The 19,219-nt window shown below is 60.4% G+C and carries 15 protein-coding genes; 8 read left to right on the top strand and 7 right to left on the bottom strand.

Annotated elements, in window-relative coordinates; translation table 11 throughout:
- Window positions 1-321: 321 nt before the first annotated feature.
- The 6 genes from ASE89_RS12280 to ASE89_RS12260 form a co-directional block, all read right to left on the bottom strand.
- On the bottom strand, window positions 322-2,475 hold the full coding sequence (locus tag ASE89_RS12280) for a xanthine dehydrogenase family protein molybdopterin-binding subunit (RefSeq protein ID WP_056678140.1): 2,154 nt from the start codon (window positions 2,473-2,475) through the stop codon (window positions 322-324).
- Complete coding sequence (locus ASE89_RS12275; RefSeq protein WP_056678137.1) at window positions 2,472-3,491, bottom strand: FAD binding domain-containing protein; 1,020 nt, start codon at window positions 3,489-3,491, stop codon at window positions 2,472-2,474. The genes ASE89_RS12280 and ASE89_RS12275 overlap by 4 nt, the downstream gene beginning before the upstream one ends.
- The gene (locus tag ASE89_RS12270) at window positions 3,491-4,105 is read right to left on the bottom strand and encodes a (2Fe-2S)-binding protein (protein ID WP_201781538.1); all 615 of its coding nucleotides are present in this window, start codon (window positions 4,103-4,105) and stop codon (window positions 3,491-3,493) included. Before ASE89_RS12270 ends, ASE89_RS12275 begins: the two co-directional genes overlap by 1 nt.
- 373 nt (window positions 4,106-4,478) lie before the next feature.
- Window positions 4,479-5,033 (bottom strand): hypothetical protein, encoded by a 555-nt coding sequence (locus tag ASE89_RS20430; RefSeq protein ID WP_156363463.1) that lies wholly within the window; start codon window positions 5,031-5,033, stop codon window positions 4,479-4,481.
- Between the two features lie 43 nt (window positions 5,034-5,076).
- The gene (locus ASE89_RS12265; RefSeq protein WP_056678493.1) at window positions 5,077-5,274 is read right to left on the bottom strand and encodes a hypothetical protein; all 198 of its coding nucleotides are present in this window, start codon (window positions 5,272-5,274) and stop codon (window positions 5,077-5,079) included.
- A 61-nt stretch (window positions 5,275-5,335) separates the two neighbouring features.
- Window positions 5,336-6,898: a methyl-accepting chemotaxis protein gene (locus ASE89_RS12260; RefSeq protein ID WP_236701756.1), complete on the bottom strand. Its 1,563-nt coding sequence runs from the start codon at window positions 6,896-6,898 to the stop codon at window positions 5,336-5,338.
- Between the two features lie 624 nt (window positions 6,899-7,522).
- On the opposite strand from ASE89_RS12260, the gene ASE89_RS19860 reads away from it, so the two are divergent.
- The 7 genes from ASE89_RS19860 (at window position 7,523) to ASE89_RS12220 (ending at window position 17,257) form a co-directional block, all read left to right on the top strand.
- Window positions 7,523-8,280 (top strand): IS5 family transposase gene (locus tag ASE89_RS19860; RefSeq protein WP_156363462.1). Its coding sequence is split into 2 segments (ribosomal slippage): window positions 7,523-7,844 and window positions 7,844-8,280, totalling 759 coding nucleotides; the frame shifts between segments, so codons are not numbered across the junction.
- A gap of 246 nt (window positions 8,281-8,526) precedes the next feature.
- On the top strand, window positions 8,527-10,887 hold the full coding sequence (locus tag ASE89_RS12245; protein ID WP_236701755.1) for a bifunctional diguanylate cyclase/phosphodiesterase: 2,361 nt from the start codon (window positions 8,527-8,529) through the stop codon (window positions 10,885-10,887).
- Window positions 10,888-11,068: 181 nt separating this feature from the next.
- Window positions 11,069-11,437, top strand: coding sequence for a phosphonate transporter (locus tag ASE89_RS12240; protein ID WP_236701754.1), 369 nt, complete (start codon window positions 11,069-11,071; stop codon window positions 11,435-11,437).
- An 11-nt stretch (window positions 11,438-11,448) separates the two neighbouring features.
- The gene (locus ASE89_RS12235) at window positions 11,449-12,738 is read left to right on the top strand and encodes a sensor domain-containing diguanylate cyclase (RefSeq protein ID WP_056678121.1); all 1,290 of its coding nucleotides are present in this window, start codon (window positions 11,449-11,451) and stop codon (window positions 12,736-12,738) included.
- On the top strand, window positions 12,735-13,904 hold the full coding sequence (locus tag ASE89_RS12230) for an AMP-binding enzyme (RefSeq protein ID WP_156363461.1): 1,170 nt from the start codon (window positions 12,735-12,737) through the stop codon (window positions 13,902-13,904). Before ASE89_RS12235 ends, ASE89_RS12230 begins: the two co-directional genes overlap by 4 nt.
- Before the next feature lie 107 nt (window positions 13,905-14,011).
- Entirely contained in the window at window positions 14,012-14,704 is a 693-nt protein-coding gene (locus ASE89_RS12225) for an EAL domain-containing protein (protein WP_201781537.1), read from the top strand.
- 738 nt (window positions 14,705-15,442) lie between these two features.
- The gene (locus ASE89_RS12220; RefSeq protein WP_082451463.1) at window positions 15,443-17,257 is read left to right on the top strand and encodes a vanadium-dependent haloperoxidase; all 1,815 of its coding nucleotides are present in this window, start codon (window positions 15,443-15,445) and stop codon (window positions 17,255-17,257) included.
- Window positions 17,258-17,977: 720 nt separating this feature from the next.
- On the opposite strand, the gene ASE89_RS12215 is transcribed toward ASE89_RS12220, so the two are convergent.
- The gene (locus ASE89_RS12215; protein ID WP_042466505.1) at window positions 17,978-18,526 is read right to left on the bottom strand and encodes an FxDxF family PEP-CTERM protein; all 549 of its coding nucleotides are present in this window, start codon (window positions 18,524-18,526) and stop codon (window positions 17,978-17,980) included.
- 312 nt (window positions 18,527-18,838) lie between these two features.
- On the opposite strand from ASE89_RS12215, the gene ASE89_RS21210 reads away from it, so the two are divergent.
- On the top strand, window positions 18,839-19,219 hold a 381-nt coding region (locus ASE89_RS21210; RefSeq protein WP_236701753.1), incomplete at its 3' end, for a DsbA family protein.

Raw genomic sequence — 19,219 nt, 5'->3', positions numbered from 1 at the left:
CTCAACCTTGGCGACGTAAAGACTGTGGTTCGGGTCGGGCAGGGGCAGGAAAGGTGTTCGAAGGAAGGTTCGTTGAACCGCATCCGTGAACATTCTCGTGATAGCGGGAGACGTGGTCGAACTATCAGCAGCGACGATCGCTATCGTGCCAGGTCTTACCGCAGTGGTGGCAACCGGCGATTGCATGAGGGCTGCGGCCGCAGCGAGAGGAAGTACGTACATCCAACAAGGTCCGATGCTTTAAGAGGCCTTTTGATATAGCTCGGCACGTCGAAGGCATGTGATTTCCCGTCTCAGCCGCGGTCTTTCGCCTCGGTTCGATTACAGAAGATCTTCGATCCTGAACGGCATCTCGCGCAGCCGCTTACCCGTTGCATGATGAATGGCATTGGCAATGGCGCCGGCACAGCCCGTCATGGCAACTTCGCCAAGCCCCTTTGCGCCAAGGGCATTGATGAGAGGATCCGGTCGATCGATAAACCCGACGTCTATAGACCCAATGTCGGCATTCACGGGCACGACATAGTCGGCAAGATCGTTGTTCAGCCACCCGCCATAGCGCGGATCGACTTCGGTCGCTTCGCGGAGCGCCGCACCAATGCCCCAGATCACACCACCCCGAACTTGACTCTCGGCCGTGCGCGGCGAGATCACCCGCCCGCAATCGGCAATGCTGACGACGCGTGGCACGCGGACGCGGCGCGTGCCGGGTTCGACATGAACTTCAACGAAGTGAGCAATGTAGCTGTAGGTCGTGAAGGTCGAGTAATCCGGCCCGACCAACGCCATGCCGCCCTTGCGCAGTGTCGCCAAATCCTTCGGGCCCTGGTCGACCGCAACATGCTCGACCTCAACCTGAAGCGAGGGACGTCGCACGGTCGCAAGCTGTCGGTGTAGATTGCCCGCCACCTGACGCCCCGCCAACAGCTCGGCCATGGCAGCGTTCAACTTGGCAGCCGCCTCTGCCGCTGCCGGCACGACACTCGCGGTGCCCCAGGATCCTGCCGTCGTGTGCTGAGGCGCTACACTGGTGTCGCCGATCGCGATCTCCAGCCTCGAAGGATCGATCGCCAGTTCGCGTACGAGAACCTGTTCGATGGTCGAGCGGATGCCTTGGCCCATTTCATGCCCCGCAGCCGAAAACCGGGTCGTGCCGTCTGCGTTCACGCATAGCGTCACGATGTTGGGATGGGCGGAGCCCGGATAGGCCCCCGATGCCACGCCCCAGCCGACCTGCGTGCCATCGGGCAGCGTCATCGATCCCGGCTGAAGACTACGCCGTTCCCAGCCAAAACGACGTGCGCCCTCCGTCAGGCATTCCGACAGATAGCAGGACGAGAGTTTCTGGCCGTGGATCGGATCGATCGTGGCCCGGTGGCGCAGTCGGAAGGCGACCGGATCGACGCCAAGCTTGAGGGCAAGTTCGTCTACTGCGCTCTCGAAGGCGAAGCACGATGGATGCGGCGTCGGCGACCGCATATAGCCTGGCGCCTGTGTATCAATCCGCAGATTAGCGGCAGTGCCGTGATAGTTTTCGATGCCGTACAGCATGGGTACGGACTCATGGTAGTCAGGCGGAAACTGGCCTTCGCGCGATTGCTGCTGATCGGCGTCGTAGCGCACCGCGATCATCTTGCCGCTGGCATCCGCACCGATCTCGATCCGGTGACGGTTCTTCGGCCGGAAGGTCGCGTTATGGAAGATCTGCCCGCGCGGCAGGACAAGTTTGACCGGTCGGCCGAGCAGCATTGCCGCGCGGGCAACCAAGGCGGTTTGGCGCTGTGCCCCACCCCGCTGGCCGAAGCCCCCGCCGACCTGCGGGCTCTTTACCGTCACCTGCTCGGGCGTAAGGCGCATGTTGCGCATTACGGCACCCTTCGTATTGCTGCTGCTCTGCGTGCTTTCGTAGATGGTAAGTTGCCCGTTCTCCCATACGGCCGTCGTCGATAGCATTTCGATCGGGTTATGGTGCTGTGGCGGGGAAACATAGTCTGCCTTGTGCCGGGTTACCGCGCGCGCCATCGCCCGCGTCGCATCGCCCGCCGTCACCGGCTTGACGGCTTCGCGCACCACCCCCGGCTGCTCGATGAGCGAGGTGAACGCAGGTGCGACTGTGTAGGTCGGACGAATGGCCTCGGCGCCCTCGATCGCGGCCTCGAGCGTCTCGGCAATGACAAGTGCGACCGGCTGGCCCCGATAGGCAATGTCGGCCGTGAGCGTCGCAGGCGGAGGCGGTGCGCCAGGGGACGCAGGAGGGGGCGGCAGAAAGTCGGTCGAAGTCAGCACGCGAACAACGCCTGGTACCTGCATCGCGGCATCGACCGACAGAGCGGCAATCCGCCCCTTCGCAATGGTTGCCGGGACTTGCATGGCGTACAGCAGTCCAGCGACCTGATGGTCGGCTCCATAGCGCGCAGCGCCCATCACCTTCTCACGGGCATCGGCACGGGGACGGTTGGGGAAGGGGGCGGTCATGACCGGTTCCTCGCTGCGGCAATAGTCAGGGCATCGGCAACGGTCCGCGCGCCGAGATCGATCTTGAAGCCGTTCTGCTTACCAGCTTTGGCATCGGCAAAGGCAGCGTGCCCTGCCGCCAGTGCGGTCGCCGGGGTCAGAGGCTTTCCAGCCAGCAGTGCTTCTGCCGTGGTCGCCCGCCATGGTTTGGTCGCCACCCCGCCAAGTGCGATCCGAGCGCGCGTTACTGTGTCACCATCCATCTCCAACGCGACCGCTGCCGAGGCAAGCGCGAAGGCGTAGCTCTCGCGGTCACGGATCTTGTGATACGTCGAGTGGCGGCCTGCCTTCGTCTTTGGTACGACGATCGCCGTGATCATTTCGCCCGGCTGCAAGGTAAACTCCAGGTTCGGCGTGCTGCCCGGTAGGCGGTAAAGTTCGGCAATCGGGATCGCGCGGCTACCGCTGGCGCCCAGCACTTCGACATAGGCGTCGAGCGCGACAAGCGCGACGGGCCAGTCGCCAGGCGAGACGGCAGTGCACGACGAACTCTGGCCTAGCACGGCCTGACCGCGGTCGATTCCGCCGATCGCCGCGCAGCCGGAACCCGGCTCCCGCTTGTTGCAGGGATAGGTGTTGCCAACCGAAGTTCCGCCGGCGCCGTTGCGAAAATACAGGCAGCGGGTCCGCTGGAGCAGGTTACCACCGACCGTCGCCATATTGCGCAGCTGCTGCGAGGCAGCCTTCCACAACGCCTCGGCAAGGACGGGATAGTCGCGAAGCACGACCTTGTCGGTCGCAACCGCGCTCATTGGTGCGAGTGCCTCGAAGCGGAGCCGCTCGCCGTTCGTCTCAATTCCATCGAGCTCTCGGATCGCGGTGACGTCGATAAGATGCTGAGGCTTCTCGATGTCGAGCTTCATCAGGTCATAGAGCGAGGTGCCGCCTGCGATATAGCGCGCACCGGTGCCCGCCGCTGTGAAGGCCTGGACTGCCGCTACGGCGCTTTCGGGTCGTGCATAGGTGAAGGGGCGCATCAGGCTTTCTCCCTTCCCGCAAACTGCTCGATCGCTGCGACGATGCCGACATAGGCGCCGCAGCGGCAGATGTTGCCGCTCATATATTCGCGAATGCGGTCCTTTGACGTGGCGTTGCCTTCACGCACGCACGCCACTGCCGCCATGATCTGTCCCGGTGTGCAATAGCCGCATTGCAGCGCGTCGTGATCGATAAAGGCCTGCTGCATCGGATGCAGCGTCTCGCCATCGGCAAGCCCTTCGATCGTTGTCACCGCACGTCCGTCAACCTTGACTGCTAGTGTGAGGCAGGATGCTACACGCCGACCGTCGACGTGAACGGTACACGCGCCACATTGGCCGTGGTCGCAGCCCTTCTTGGCGCCAGTTAGGTGCAGTTGCTCACGCAGGAGATCGAGCAGCGATGTCCGCACATCGATCTCTACCGGCACCGCCTTGCCGTTGACCGTCGTCTGAATCGCCAATCGGACGCCCACAGGCTTGGCTGCCGGCGCAGCGACTGCGTGATCGCCCTCGGAAATAAATGTAGATGCGGTAAGCGCAGCAGTGCCACCCAGTGCGGTGCGCCGCGTCAGCGGCACGCCCAGCAAGTGATCTATATCAGCCATCAACATCTCTCCGGAAGGGCGCCTGCCTCGCCAGGCATTCGTAGCTTAAACAGATGGTTAGCTAAAGCGCTCAGATGGGTCAGGCAGTCGTTGCTGCCATCGACGCTTGCGGCAGCTAAAGAGGGCAGCTCGCGAGGACGCGCCTACATTTTAGGCGCGGTGCGACCGCGTTGATTGGGCGTCAGTCACTGTTCGAGGTCAGCCTGATTAGCCTGACAGGGGTGCCGAATTGAAGCCTAGATCACCTATATAGATCGTCCACTCGCATGGTATCACACAAGACGGCCAACGGTACCTAAAAGCGCGTGGCCCGAAGGCGTGGCTACGATCGGAGCTAATACTATAAATCTCGTGCGTAGATAGTACTGTGATTTGGCCGTTAGGCCGTCTGTGGTAACGAGGGATCGTGATTGGAGCTCGCTAGAATGCTCATTTCAACCGCACATCGTTCGGCCTCTTCGAGCAGCTCGTGATCTGTCAGTGCCCGGTGATCGATCCACCACTTTGCATCAGTTACAAGAACACAAACCTGGTAGCCGTTTTCATCTATGACCGGTCGGGTACCGAAACTGCAAAAGCGGCTAGCTCGAAGCGTTGTTGCCCATGCGACCTGACGATCGCTGCCAGTGAGCGATGGAAGATCAAGGTGCGCTATGGCTGCACCGTCACGAACCGCCGCTTCCGCTTGTTCAGCCTGTTTGGTTGCAAGAAAGCAGGTAGTGCACTTAGTCGTCTCCAGCCAGCGGGCTTTCCGCTCCTGCTGGCTTGCGAAGCCGGCGAGATAGTGAATTTGCTCATGCCCGCAGGCGTGCGTGATGATCTTGCTCATAAAGCGAAGATGCTCGACAGCCATGTCAAGGCAACGCGTATGAGTCAGGTTGAATCTGGAATGCGGCAAGCCGTTGACGTGTAACGCCTGCCAGTTGGTTAACATTAGGGTTGGCTCATTGTTTCGGCTCGGCCTGGTCAGGCTGCCGTCAAAGGCTGATATTCCGCCGAGCCATTTCCAAGAACGCCAAATCGCCGATCGGCGTGCGAGGCTCGGCTTTGAAGATGTCGGCCAGGTCGAGCAGATCGTTGTCGGCAAGGCCTGTTATGGACGTCTCGATCTTGGCAAGGCGTTCAACGGCGCGATCACCACGATCGGTGATCCGCTTCATTTTTGTCTTAAGCATGCACTCTCCTACCATGCGCGTCTTCGTGCGGGCACCCCACGGAGATGGGGCCGACTTGGCACTACGCTGCCGCGGCATCGTCCGCTTGAAGGAACGAGACGAACAGGTCGGTCGATGACCGCAAATTCCGCGCGCTCGCTGCCAGATCGCTGGCGCTGCCCCGTACCGACGCCGACAATAGGGCGGCAGACCCTGCAGCTTCCGCCACGCCGTCGATCCGGGTGCCGATTTCCTTCGCGGCGCCGACCGCTCGCGCTGCACCCGCATCCACCTCCTGCGCCGTGAAGCGCTGCTCGCCAACTGCGGTCGCGATTCCCGATGCCGCGACTGAGACCTGGCCGATCGCGGTATTGACGCTACGCAGCTTCTCGCCCGTATCTGCCACGCCCTCGCGAATTCCGGTAAGCAGCATGCTGATTCGGTTGCTTGCCTGCTTGGTATCCGCCGACAAGCCTTTTATTTCGCCCGCAACGACCGCGAACCCGCGCCCCGCGTCGCCCGCCCGTGCCGCCTCGATCGTCGCGTTCAGGGCCAGCAAATTGGTTTTGTTCGCCAGCTCTCGGATGTCGTCGAGAATGACTTCGATCTGGACCGCATGATCCTCAAGCATCGCGACCGTCTGCACGCTGCGATGCGCTTCCAGGCTCGCCACCACGGTCAGTTCCGATTGCTGGTCGGCTGCAATCGCGATCGTCCGGATCGATTCCGACAGGTCGCGGATCGATGACGCGACATGCGCGATGTCGCGTGCTGCTCGACCTGCGCCCGATGCGGCCTCAACCGCATCCTGGGTCGCGTCGCCGGTAACGTCCTCGAGCCGAACTGCCGCATGCTCTAGTCGTTCGGTCGCCTGTCCGATGCTCTTCACGACTGACGTCACGGAATGATCGAACTCGTTCGCTAGCACCACCAACTCGCCGCGCCGCTCGCTCGCGATCCGTGCCGCCTGCTCTTCACGCTGCCGGCGTTCGCGCGTCGCCACCGCCTCCGCTGTGCGCGCCTGAAGCATCGCTTCTTCGGTCTGCCGCTGGCCATCCTCCGCCACTTGGGTCAACTCGCGCGACCGTCGTAACGCCGCACTCTGCGACTGGAACAGCCGCTCGAGCTGGATCGTCAGCACCGTCAATGCGCCAAATTGCAGCCCGACCGCCACGACATGAAAGATCACTCGGCCAAGATTGCCCGAGCCGGTGAACACAAACTCCGGGGCCCACCATTGGAGGGCAAGATGATGGACCGCGGTCAGCACCGTCGCCAGCGCGATCGGCCGCCAGTCCGCTAACATTACCAGTGCCGCCATTCCGACGAAGAAATACATGTGTGCATCCATCTGCCACGGATGCCCCTTGAGCAGGAAGACGAGCATCGCTGGTATCACCGCGGCGAGCGATCCCATTAATGTCCGGGCTTCGGCATCATAGCGCCCGCTGAGCGCCATCGCAGTTGGCCCCGCCGTGATGATGGTGCCAATGACCAGCAGCGGGACACCCGTGCCTGCGCCTAATACGGTGTTACCTATCAGCAGCCCCCCGAACGAGGTCCAGCCGATCAACGCCCATGCTTGGACAGCGCGACGCCGCAACCGGTCGAGCGGGTTGAGCCCGGCATCGTGTCCAAATTCCACGGTGGCCCCGAGCTTCGCCCTGAGATCCAACCAGGAAAACGCTGGCTTTAGCGCTGAAGTGATGCGGTTCATACTGGCCTTCCAGCGCCGCCACTGGCGCCGCAGCCTGCGGGCGGAGCGGCCATGATGACGGTATTCCATGCGACCCGGGGGGCGATGCGGGCCCGATCACCAACGACGACCAGCGATCCCGGAAACGGTCCGGCCCCGAGCAACGCCGCACCGCCCGCTAACGCGCCCTGCACGGTTGCTCCGTCATCTGAACCGAGCGGCACCAGAAGCATCGAGCCCGATGCTGGCGGCCACATCGTCAACGCGACAAGCCCAAACGTTGCAGCGACGATCTGCGCAGGGACCAACATCCGGTTTGGCGGGAATTTCATACGCTAACCTATGCACTGCCCGGTTAATGCAAGGTAAGTTCGCGGTCCATGATTGCGCCCGATCTGGCGTCGACAAAGATCCAAATTCGTGGCGCGAGCCGGCAGGCATCGCGGAGGACCGGCCATATTGGATTCGCGTCAACGACAAGCGAATTGGTTTGCGATTGGGCAGTCTTGCTTAGGGTCAGGACCCATTGATGAGATGGCCGCGATCTGATTCAGGTTCCGTAAGGAGACTGGCATGAGCGACCTGTTTTGGTTAACGGAAGAGCAGATAGAACGGCTGCGACCGTTCTTTCCGAGAAGCCACGGCAAGCCGCGCGTCGATGACCGACGGGTGTTGAGCGGCATCGTATTCGTCAACCGGAACGGGCTGCGCTGGCGAGACGCGCCGAGCGCCTACGGCCCGCACAAGACGCTCTACAACCGATGGAAACGCTGGGTTGAAGCAGGCGTGTTCGCGCGGATGATGGAGGGGCTGGCTGCGATTGGCGCCGACCCGACAACGGTCATGATAGACGCCACCTACTTGAAGGCGCACCGCACGGCGTCCAGCCTGCGGGTAAAAAAGGGGATCTCGGTCGCCTGATCGGTCGCACCAAGGGCGGCATGAACACCAAGCTCCATGCCGTTGCTGACGCGAACGGGCGCCCCTTGAGCTTCTTCATGACCGCAGGGCAGGTCAGCGATTACACTGGTGCCGCAGCGTTGCTGGACGATTTGCCCAAGGCGCAGTGGCTACTCGGCGACCGCGGCTACGACGCCGACTGGTTCAGAGACGCCTTGCAGGCCAAAGCCATCCAACCTTGCATCCCAGGTCGACGATCGCGCAACGAGCCGGTCAGATACGACAAGCGGCGCTATCGGCGCCGCAGCCGCATCGAGATCATGTTCGGCCGCCTCAAGGATTGGCGCCGCGTGGCAACCCGCTACGACCGTTGCCCAACAGCCTTCTTCTGTGCGGTTGCCCTCGCTGCCACCGTCATCTTCTGGCTGTGATCAACGAGTCTTGACCCAAGCGCCGTACCCTGTGTTGCGGGCATGGACGAGCGATCAGAACTGGAAGAGGATCGCGGACGCCGTTGAGGTCAGGGTCGTGACGATTCGGTAGGATCTCACGGCCGAGCCGAACTTTTTGGGTGACCGCCGGACTACATCGGCAGCTGCAAAATTGGGCAGGGCTCGTTAAGTTTTATTTGTTAGCCGGTTCAGATGGATAGCTCTCTATCATCCGTGATCGCATGTATGCGTGACATGCACGACGGTCGTCTTGTCCTCTTCGCAGCGGTCGTCTGCGCAATCGGGACCTACGCTTCATTCGCTCTTGCGCATCACGCCGCCCGGGCAAGCGGTGCTTCGCGGCTCCGGTGGGGCGCCGTCAGTATCGTCACCAGCGGATGTACTGCCTGGGCGACGCACTTCATCGTCCTGCTGGCGTTCAAGCCGGGAATGCCAGCCGCCTTCGACCCTATGCTGACCGGCATATCGCTGGCGTGCGCAATCTCGGGTATTGGGGCCGGCGTGTCGATCTCGCTACGGGTCCGCAGGCGGTCCTTGCAGTTCGTGGCTGGGCTGGTGGTCGGATTGGGCGTGATGACCCTCCATTATGTCGGGCAATCCGCCTACTTGGTGCAGGGGAGTGTCACATGGAATATGTGGCTGGTAGCCCTGTCTATCGCGTTCAGTCTTCCCACATCCGGGTTTGCCATGATTGCAGCGGGCAGCCGCTCACCGCGCCTGCGCTTAGCGGCACCGCCGCTGTTACTGCTGTCGATCGCGCTGCTTCATTTCTGTGGCATGGCCGCAATGACGCTTCGCTTCGATCTGACACAGCGTCTCCCTGCCGACGCGATCACGCCCGATGCAATTACTCCCGTCGTCGCTGGCGTGTCGTTACTGTTGATAGTGCTGGCGGTGTTAGGGCTGCGCTTTGAGATCGCTGCGAAAGCGCGTCTGAAGCAGGATCGACGGCGCTTGCGCGAACTTGCCGACGTCGCACTTGAGGGGTTGCTGATCTGCCAGGGCGATATCGTCGTTACTGCGAACGACAGCGTCGAGTCGATGGCCGGCTATGTGGCGGGGGCCCTGACCGGCAGCCATGTCAGCTCACTACTGCCCGGGCTCGACGTCGAAAGCATGCCCGAACGCGAGGAACGCGAGATCAACCTCGTTCATGCCGATGGCGGCAAGGTTCCTGTCCGGGTTCTGCGACGGGAGGTTGCCTTGGGCCACAAGGTTCAGACGGTGATCGCGGTCCGTGACCAGCGCGAACGCCTCAAGACCGAAGCCAGAATTCACGAGCTGGCATATACCGACGCTCTGACTGGCATCGCGAACCGCGCTAAGTTCTTTGACCAGCTCGCCTTGCACACGGCATCGCGACGCGCAGCTGACCGGCTGTGTGCCGTGATGATGATCGACCTTGATCGCTTCAAATACGTGAATGACACCCTTGGGCATGCTGCCGGTGATATGATCCTCAGCATGGTTGCGGACCGCCTTCGATCGACTTTGCGCGAAGCTGATGTAGTTGCCCGACTCGGCGGTGACGAGTTCGCTATCATGCAGGTGGCGGCGGACGAGCTCGACGCGGCATTTGCACTCGCGGCAAGGATCGTGGCGGTGGTGGAAAGCCGACCGTTCATGGTCGACGGCCAGCCCATCCATCTTGGAGCAAGTGTCGGTGTCGCCTTGTGCCCGAGTGATGGCGAAGATCCAGCTGACCTGATGCAGAATGCCGATCTTGCCCTTTATGCGGCGAAGGCAGACGGGCGGGGCACCTTCCGTCGGTACGATGTCTCGCTCGATGAAAAGATGCGAGCCCGGCGGGCCATCGAGGCCGGGCTTCGGACTGCGATCGCGGAGGGGCAGCTCGAACTTCACTACCAACCATTGGTCGACGCTGCGACGGGCTGTATCAGCTCTGCAGAGGCTCTGGTACGCTGGAACCATCCGGAACGCGGACTCGTACCGCCTGCTGAGTTCATCGGTATTGCTGAGGAAACCGGCCTCATTCTCCCACTAGGCGAGTGGGTCCTTCGCACCGCATGCGTGGAGGCCGCGAAATGGCCTTCAAACATGGGCGTGGCTATCAATTTGTCGCCAGTACAATTCCGAGAGAAGTCGCTCGTCAAGATGATCGCGGCCGCCTTGGAGTCTGCTGGTTTGGCAGCAGACCGGCTTGATCTTGAGATCACCGAGGGCGTACTCCTCTCTGACGAACAAGGGACGATGCAGACGCTAAACGAGTTGGTTGCGCTGGGTGTCCGGGTCTCTATGGACGACTTCGGAACCGGATACTCATCACTGAGCTACCTTCGGAAGTTTCCTTTCGACAAGATCAAGATCGATCAGTCGTTCGTCAGCCAATTGCCCGAGGACGACGAGAGCGCCGCGATTGTGCGTGCGATCATTACGATGGCGAAGTGCCTGGGCATGACAACGACGGTCGAGGGCGTCGAGACGCAAGCGCAGTTCGCGTTTTCGGTAGATGCCGGTTGTGATACGCTCCAGGGGTACCTCATCAGCAGGCCGCTTCCTGGTGCGGCCCTCGCGAACTTTGTCGCATCCGGTGCGGATCCCTTGCTTGGGCGAGTAGCTGCCTAACCAGGTAAGCGAACCACGCAATGCTGGATGGAACTGACCGGCAACGCGGGGCCTAGCGCCGCCGACAGGCGCCTTGGATATGCGGGGGTGGGCATTCTTTTAGCGCCAAGGGTGAGGACCGCTGATTTGCCAAATAGTTAACCCTCCTGGGGCATAACGCTTCGTAGAGGAGCTACTGATCGTGTCATCAGCAAATGTAGATTTCGAAACGGTCGCACTGTACGACCTTGAGACTATGAGCGGAGCAGACCGCGATGCCTTGCCCTTCGGCGTCGTGGGCTTTGCCGCTGACACGATCGTACAGGTCTACAATGCGACCGAGGCTCATCTGTCAGGTCTGGATCCTGCTACTGTGGTCGGCGTTCCGTTTTTCGACGCAGTCGCGCAGTGCATGAACAACTTCATGGTGGCGCAGTGGTTCGAAGACGAACCGGAGCTCGATGACATATTTCCGTACGTCCTGACGCTTCGCATGCGGCCGACCAAAGTGCGCTTGCGGCTGCTCGCGAGCGCGCAAACGCCGCGTCGCTACGTGCTCATCGAACGCTGAAGGTTAGCCGAATGACCTATACGTCGGGTGAGGAGGAACTCCTCGAATTTCTATATGCCTGCCCCATCGGGCTGATCGAATGCAACGCAGCCGGCGAGATTGGCTTGATGAACCCGCACGCCATGCAGCACCTGCTGCCGCTCGCCGGCCCGCGTGGCGTCAGCAACTTGTTCTCGGCGTGCGAAGATCATGCCCCGGAACTCAAAAGCCTGGTAGAAGCCTTTGCACTACCTACGGGACGCATCTGCGACGGCCACCGCATCTTTGTAGACTTGGCACCGGGCAGGAACGGTGCAAAGCAGAAGGTCCTAGCCTGTACGCTCGTCAAGCTCGGGTCGGACCGACTTATGGCGACGCTCACCGATATAAGCCACCAGGTTGTTCAGGAAAACCGCCTGCGCCAGGCCGATACCTGGTTCGCCACGCTACTCGACGGCGTTAACGGCTATGCCGCTTTGACGATCACGCCAGACGGCCAAATCGCAGCGGCCGACACCTGCTTTGCCCGGCAGACGGGGTATAAGCCGGCCGACGTTACCGGTCACAACCTTGCCGATGTCCTCAGTACAGATCTGCCCGGCGGCGATCTGCGTCTGGACGAGCAGCTGGCGATCGCAGTTCGTGAGGGCTGGCATCTTCAGGAAGGGTGGCAGCAACGCGCCGATGGCGAGCGCTACTGGTGTCAGCGTCTCGTTGTAGCTCGGTCGGCACGCGACAATGCGACCTTACCCCGATTTTCAGTTGTGCTTCGTGATGTACCGCGTCGCGACGCGGCGACCGAAGACGTGCGGCGTCTCCTGACATGCGACCATCTGACCGGCGCGGCAAATCGACGACATTTCAGTCAGGCGATGGCACGCGAACAGCAGAGCTGGCGCGAACTTCGTCAGTCGCTGTCGCTGGTCGTACTCGATCTCGATCACTTCAAGGCGGTCAACGACACGCACGGCCATCCGGTAGGCGATACGCTTCTATGCCGGGTGACCGAGGCATGCATCGCACTCTTGCCACCACGTGGTATCTTTGCGCGCTTGGGAGGCGAGGAATTTGGGGTTCTACTTCCACGCTACGACCGTGATCAAGCCATGGAGCTTGCCGAGCGACTTCGCGAAGCGATTGCCGATGTCGTCATCGAAGCTCAATCAGGCACTCTGCGGGTAACGGCCAGCCTGGCCTGTGCGACCCTCGATGAGGCCGAAGGGTCGGTCGAAGGGCTCATCGCGTTGGCGGACAAACGCCTTTATTCCGCAAAGCATGCCGGCCGGAACCGGGTCTTTGTGGTTGAGACCGAGGCAGCGTGACTAAGCACCGCGTGCCACGTTCAGCCGTGCATCGGATTGTGTGCGCCGTCGTCGCGGCCGAGTTCCGCCGTCAGCGCGGTACGGACCATCCTGATGCGGCAAAGGGAGATTGGCCGGCCTCGACGCCGATCGGCGACAACGGGCTGGGCTTGGATTCGGTGGAGCAGCTCGGTGCGCTAGGAGCGCTGGCAGTGGCGTTCGACCTCGACGACAGCCTGTTGAGCGATGATCCGCCGCAGATGGTAGGTGCCTGGGTTGATTGGGTCATGCACGCGCACGTTGAAGGCAATGGCCGGATAACGGTAGCCACCTCTGGATCGACCGGCAGCCCGCGTCCGTGTGTGCACGACGTTGTTGATATGATCGATGAGGCCGCATTCCTGGCCACTCAGTTCACCGGGCGACGCCGGGTGGTTGCGCTGGTACCTGCACATCATCTGTATGGGATGATCTGGACCGCCTTGTTACCTGACGCATTGGGTGTTCCGGTTGTGGTGCGAGCGATCGGCGCCCCCCTCAGGCTGGCCGCAAGCGATCTCGTCATCGCGGTACCGGAGCAGTGGCAGGCGTTCGTCCGCATAGTCCGTCGCTTTCCGGAGGATGTCATAGGGGTCAGTTCGGCCGGGTTCCTGAACGACAGCGTCGCTGCAGGACTGCTGGCGGCCGGACTGACACGGCTGGTTGATGTCTATAGCTCGTCAGAGACAGGCGGTATCGCCATGCGCGACGTGCCAGCGAACGGATATGATCTGCTTCCTCGCTGGCGCCTATCGGAACACGGGGATGAGGATTGGCGACTTGTCGACCGCCACGGCCGGTTCTACGACCTACCCGATTTCGTGGAGCGCATCGGTGATAGCACTCTACGGCCGATCGGTCGGCGCGACGGTGCCGTGCAAGTTGGGGGACGTAATGTCTGGCCCGAGCGGGTGGCGAATTCGCTGCGGACGGTGGACGGCGTCGCGGATGTTGCCGTGCGACTGCATGCGCATGGGCGGCTGAAGGCGTTCGTCGTCCCGAAACCGGATCACGATCCTGTGCAACTTTCGGCGCGGATCGAACATTTCATGGTCATTCGCCTGGCCGATCAAGAGCGCCCAAAAGGCTTTCGCTTCGGACCAGCGTTACCGCGCAATGCAATGGGGAAATTGGAAGACTGGGCATGATGCATTCACCAATCACCGCGGCGGACATAGCGCGTAGGACACCGCTGACGATGGCGGATGCGTGCCGGGGCTGCCGGACGGGCGCTCCGCTCAGGATGGCGATTACAATGGCGTTCCAGCCGATCGTCGATATCGAGACCGGATCCGTCTTTGCCTATGAGGCGCTGGTCCGTGGGGCGGATGGCCGGTCGGCAGGCGAGGTACTGTCGGACGTCGAAGCTGACATGACCTACAAGTTCGATCAGGCGTGCCGGGTGAAGGCGATCGAACTGGCCGGAGCGCTGTTCGCTCCCGTTGGCGATACAAAGCTTTCTATCAACTTCATGCCCAATGCCGTTTACGAGCCGAACGCCTGCATTCGCGCCTCGCTGGCCGCTGCACGTCGCGTCGGGTTTGATCCCAGCCGGTTGATGTTCGAGTTTACCGAGAACGAGCGGATGGTCGACGTCGGCCATGTCCGGCACATCATCGAGTCCTATCAAGCACGCGGTTTCACCACTGCAATCGACGACTTCGGCGCTGGCTATGCCGGGCTTGGCTTGCTCGCGGACCTACGTCCGGACATGCTCAAGCTCGACATGGCACTGATCAGCGGGATCGACAGTTCGGCCGCCCGACGGACGATCGTCGCGAGCGTTGTCAGGATGGCCGACGAGCTTGGTATCCGTTGTATTGCCGAAGGAATCGAGACTGCGTCGGAGCTTCAGACGTTGCGCAAGATTGGCCTTCGATTTTGCCAAGGATACCTGCTTGCGCGTCCAGCGATAGAAGCCTTGCCGCTGGCCACCCCACTCTCATAGACAGTCAAGTCTAGCCATCTCCCCGAACGACAGGCTCTTCGGACTGACCCAAACAAGATGTCGGGACGCAATCTGAGAGACCCATACCCAGACATTCGTGCGCTCTTTCTCGGTTCCCAACTTCCGACTTTCCTTGGTCTCCTTTGAACCGCTTTTGGCTTCGGATATTCCATGATGAACGCTAGAAATGGTAGGAAGCCGGCCAACCGTTTTTGAGCGTTTAATACCATTCGCGGGCTGTCGGAAAACACACGACAATCGCTAGTCGGTTAGCGACGGCCTTTTGCGACGATCGAGAAGCTACCGTCCGAAAACACCTGTTTCTCGCACATTCGTGACGGCAACAGGGGTTTTCCATCATCTGGTTGCTCGATGACTTGAATTGGGGACTTTCCTGCCCGTCTGCTTTCCCCGTCGGTACCTGATGTCACAACCGTTCGAGACTGTTGAAAAAGGGCTGGTTGCGAAGGGGCTGAAGGCAACGATTGCGAAGTTGGGCCATGGTGTTTGCCGGTCAGCCGCGTTCGCAAGCGGATAGGTGCATTCTTGAACGCTAACACGGGCCTGTTTGATCACACCCGTTGCGATGGCAACGGTTGGTGAGGGTGATACGAAATACAAAGGTTCTTTTTTACAAATACTCGCCGATAGATGCTGATCCTGTTCTAAGTCTCTAAAATAGTGTATTGCTCGCTAGCACAATAGACCGACTCGGTTTAATCAGCATGGAGGTGACTCGTGTTTGAAGCGGCGCCGATCTCGTCAGTTGATCAACTGCGTAATGCAGTCCCAGTTTTCTACTGGAACTTCGTCGCGCTGGAGATGAATCGCCTAACGCACAGCTTGAGCGGTCCGCAAACGGGGCCAACAATGAGTTCGCGTGCGCTCGGTCTCTTTCACCTAGCGATTCATGATGCGTGGTTCGGCCTGCAGACCTCGCCGACATTCCCGCCCTATCTCGGCATGTCATTGCCCGTCTTGCCGACTGGTGGCGGATCGCTCGGCCTTACCGCTCAAGAGGTGGCCATTGGCGGCGCTGCCGTGATGGTTCTGGACGCGCTCTACCGGAGCGCAGGCGCTGGCATTTCCGTGCTCGCCAGGGACCAGCTCGTGTCGGCGCTCGATAAGATGATAACCGACGTGCCATTCCAGCTAAACGCACTCGATCCCGCATTCGCGTTTGGACAGGAAGTAGCTGGCAGGATTCTCACGCTGCTCGCCGTTCAACCGGGGCAGATCGGTGCCGGACAAGGTCATTATAAGCCTCGTACCGATCGCTATTATTTTCGCGATGAACCGGTCAACCCGGTCAGGCTCCCCGTCATCGACCCCGACCATCCGGATCGGGGCGACAAGCCAATGCGAATATACCACGGGCCATTTTATGGTACGACCGTCGCGACCTTCTCGGTGACGAACGAGGACGCTCTAATCCTGGCACCCCCACCTAAAGATGAGCCTGCAAACTCCGGGCCGGAGCGTGCCGAGTATCGCGCGGCTCTGCGCGAGGTAAAACGACTTGGAGGGGCGGCCCATGCCGCTGGCACGACGCGGACGCCGAACCAGACGGTCGCGGCCTATTTTTGGGCCTATGACGGCGCCAACCTGATCGGGACACCACCACGCCTATACAACCAGATTGTCCGAACCATCGCCTGGGAACGCCGCGGCATGCAGGCCGACCCGGCGCTGCAGGTGGACGAGTTCGTCCGGGTCTTCGCGCTCGCGAACACGGCGATGGCTGATGCCGGCAAGTTCTCGTGGCGCGAGAAGTACCGGTACGAGTTCTGGCGCCCACTGTCGGGGGTCCGCGAGCATGACGCCATCCAAGGTCCCGAGTGGGACGACGCCGCGGGGACCTTGTCGAGCGAACAGCCGGTGAGCGAGCCAACCGACGGTATGCGCGATGGCGACCCGTTTTGGGAGGCGTTAGGTGCACCCGAGACTAACACTGACAAGATCGCGTTCAAGCCGCCCTTTCCGGCCTATCCCTCGGGTCATGCAACGTTTGGTGCCGCCTGCTTCCAGATCGTCCGGCTGTTCTACAAAGACCGCAACAACCTATCCTTTGGCGACCATGACTGCGATGAGATCGGCTTCTCGTTCGTCTCAGACGAACTCGATGGTTACAGTCGCGACCTTCACCAGGCCTATAACGCCGCGCGCCCGATCGCCGATCAGCCGGGAACGATCCGCACCCGGATCTCGCGATCGTTCCCCAGCCTGTGGCACGCAATTTTCGAAAACTCGCTCAGTCGTATTTTTCTCGGCGTCCACTGGCGTTTCGATGCGTTCCGCGCCTCCGATGCGCTTAGCAACCCGACCGGGAATAATGCCAAGTATAAGGATCCTTGCCGGATCAGCTATGATTTGACGGCAGGCGAAATGGTGGGAGGTGTGCCGCTCGGCCTGTCCATCGCAGACCAAATCTGGGCGGCAAACATGTCCCCTGGACCTGCAGTGGCTGAGTCGATCGCGAAAATCACACCAGTAATGGCCAGTGTTATACCACCAACACCCCGGGTGGAGTCGTCTAACACCAATATCAGGTGAGGCACTCGAGTAGGAGTGCCTGATGGCCTAGAACCATCTCTGCCGTTAATGAACGCCTATTTCTCTCACCAGACCAGGCGCTGTCTGAGACGCATATTTTAGCCAAGCTTGAATGGACTTATAACGGCAACCTTGCGATTCCCCTGCCATATCTCAAGTCCGCAACGATTAATGTGATCGGCAGCTTCGGCAATCGATTGTTCGTCGTGCAGCGCTGAGAGGTCCGCCCCTCTTACGATTTCGCCAGAACTTCCCAGCTCATAAATTCTATATCGCATACCATGTCCCCCACCCCAAGCTTGCCGGTAAACGATAAACAGGGTGTTAATGACCCCAGCAATCGGGTGACATACCAATGAACCGCAGCTGGCTTAGTTTTGGTCGACGAACCTTCGCTTCTGTTGTGCCTCCATCAGCTCGGCTACGTATTCGCCGAGCGTGCAAGACCGAGGATGGCGGCGGCGTGTGGTTGTAAACCGATGGATGTCGACACAAGACTTTGTGCTCAGTAACGAATAGGGATCATCAAAACAGGTTTGCTATCTAAAGTCTTTTACCATTGAGCGCAGTACCGCCTGACTCGCTTTAAAGTTCACCGATCAATGGCGTTCATTGCGTAGACCCGAGCTTGCTAAATCTCAAATAACAACACCCGCCAACCTCGAAAGGCTGGCGGGTGTTTTAAGATAGATGGACACTGGGACCAACTATCAAATGTGCTTAGGCGTATGCGACCTTTGCCTGGCGACGGCGAACACGCATCGATGCACCGATCCCGCCAATACCGAACAACATGATCGCCCAGGTACCTGCCTCGGGAACTGCCGAAGGCTCAAAGGTTGCTGTGCCAGCATAGGACCCGTTGCCACGCGACATGCCGTTCACCACGATCTGATTCGGCGCACCCGAAGCAATAGCCAGGTTGTTGATCTCGAAAAATTCAGCATTGCCCACAATGGTCTTCGTCGCTGCGAAGCCATTGATAAACACCGACAGTATGTCGAGGTCGGTAGAGCTCGTCAGCCGCGTGGTGTTCGTGCTCAACGTACCGCTAGCCAGACCGGCCTGATCAATGACGAAATTGAAGGTATCTTGGAATGCGCCCATCCCGATGCCCGAACGACCGAAATCTGCCGAAACGGTACCATTCGTGATGTCACCGCTGACCGTGAACTCCGGGTCGCCAGGAGTGTAATCAATTGCGTGAGCCGCTGGGGCCATCGCGAACGCTGATACAAATGCCATAGTCGAACAAAGTAGACGCTTCATGACGGCCTCCTTCACTTTATGCCTAACAAAAGTATAATGGAGGTCATGACGACTCACAAACCGATATATTGCTGAAATTAGCCGTTAGCCCAATGATGTCTATTTTCGGGACAGCTGTGTCTTTTCAATCACAGGCGGCGCTGACTTGAACGCGCCACGAACGCTGATCGTCGGCATGCAGGTGGTAGCCGAGGCGATCGATCTGCCGACTTTACGCCATCTTGTCTCAGCAGCTTTTGGCCAGCCTTGGACTCGCTGAACATGCCAGAGCCACTTAATCGGAGGCAGGCGGTAGGGCTTGGGGCTGTCGTGGTGGCTGGCTGGGCAGTCGGGCAGGTGCTGCGTCGCACGGCTCCAATCGGTCGGGATGTTGGGCCGACCGCCGACCTGATCCTGACCAGTGGAAATTCACCCGAGCAAGGTCCAGCCGATGCGACGCTCCGGCTTGCCGTCTTCACCGATTACTGCTGCCCCGCCTGCCGTCATGCCTTCCACGCTTTGGAAGAGGCGGTGGAACGCGATGGAAAGGTTAGGGTCGTCTATAAGGACTGGCCGATCTTCGGTCCACCGTCCGAACGTGCTGCGAGCATCGCGCTCGCCTGTGCCGAACAGGGGATCTATCCGGCCATTCATCGCCAACTGATGACCGACGGTCGTATCATCGACGACGACATGCTGCGAGACGTCGTTACC

It is taken from the genome of Sphingomonas sp. Leaf30 (assembly GCF_001422525.1).
Classification (GTDB): Bacteria; Pseudomonadota; Alphaproteobacteria; order Sphingomonadales; family Sphingomonadaceae; genus Sphingomonas; species Sphingomonas aerolata.
The sequence above is the reverse complement of the archived record's forward strand: the minus strand, read 5'-3'. Positions and strand labels throughout refer to the sequence as shown.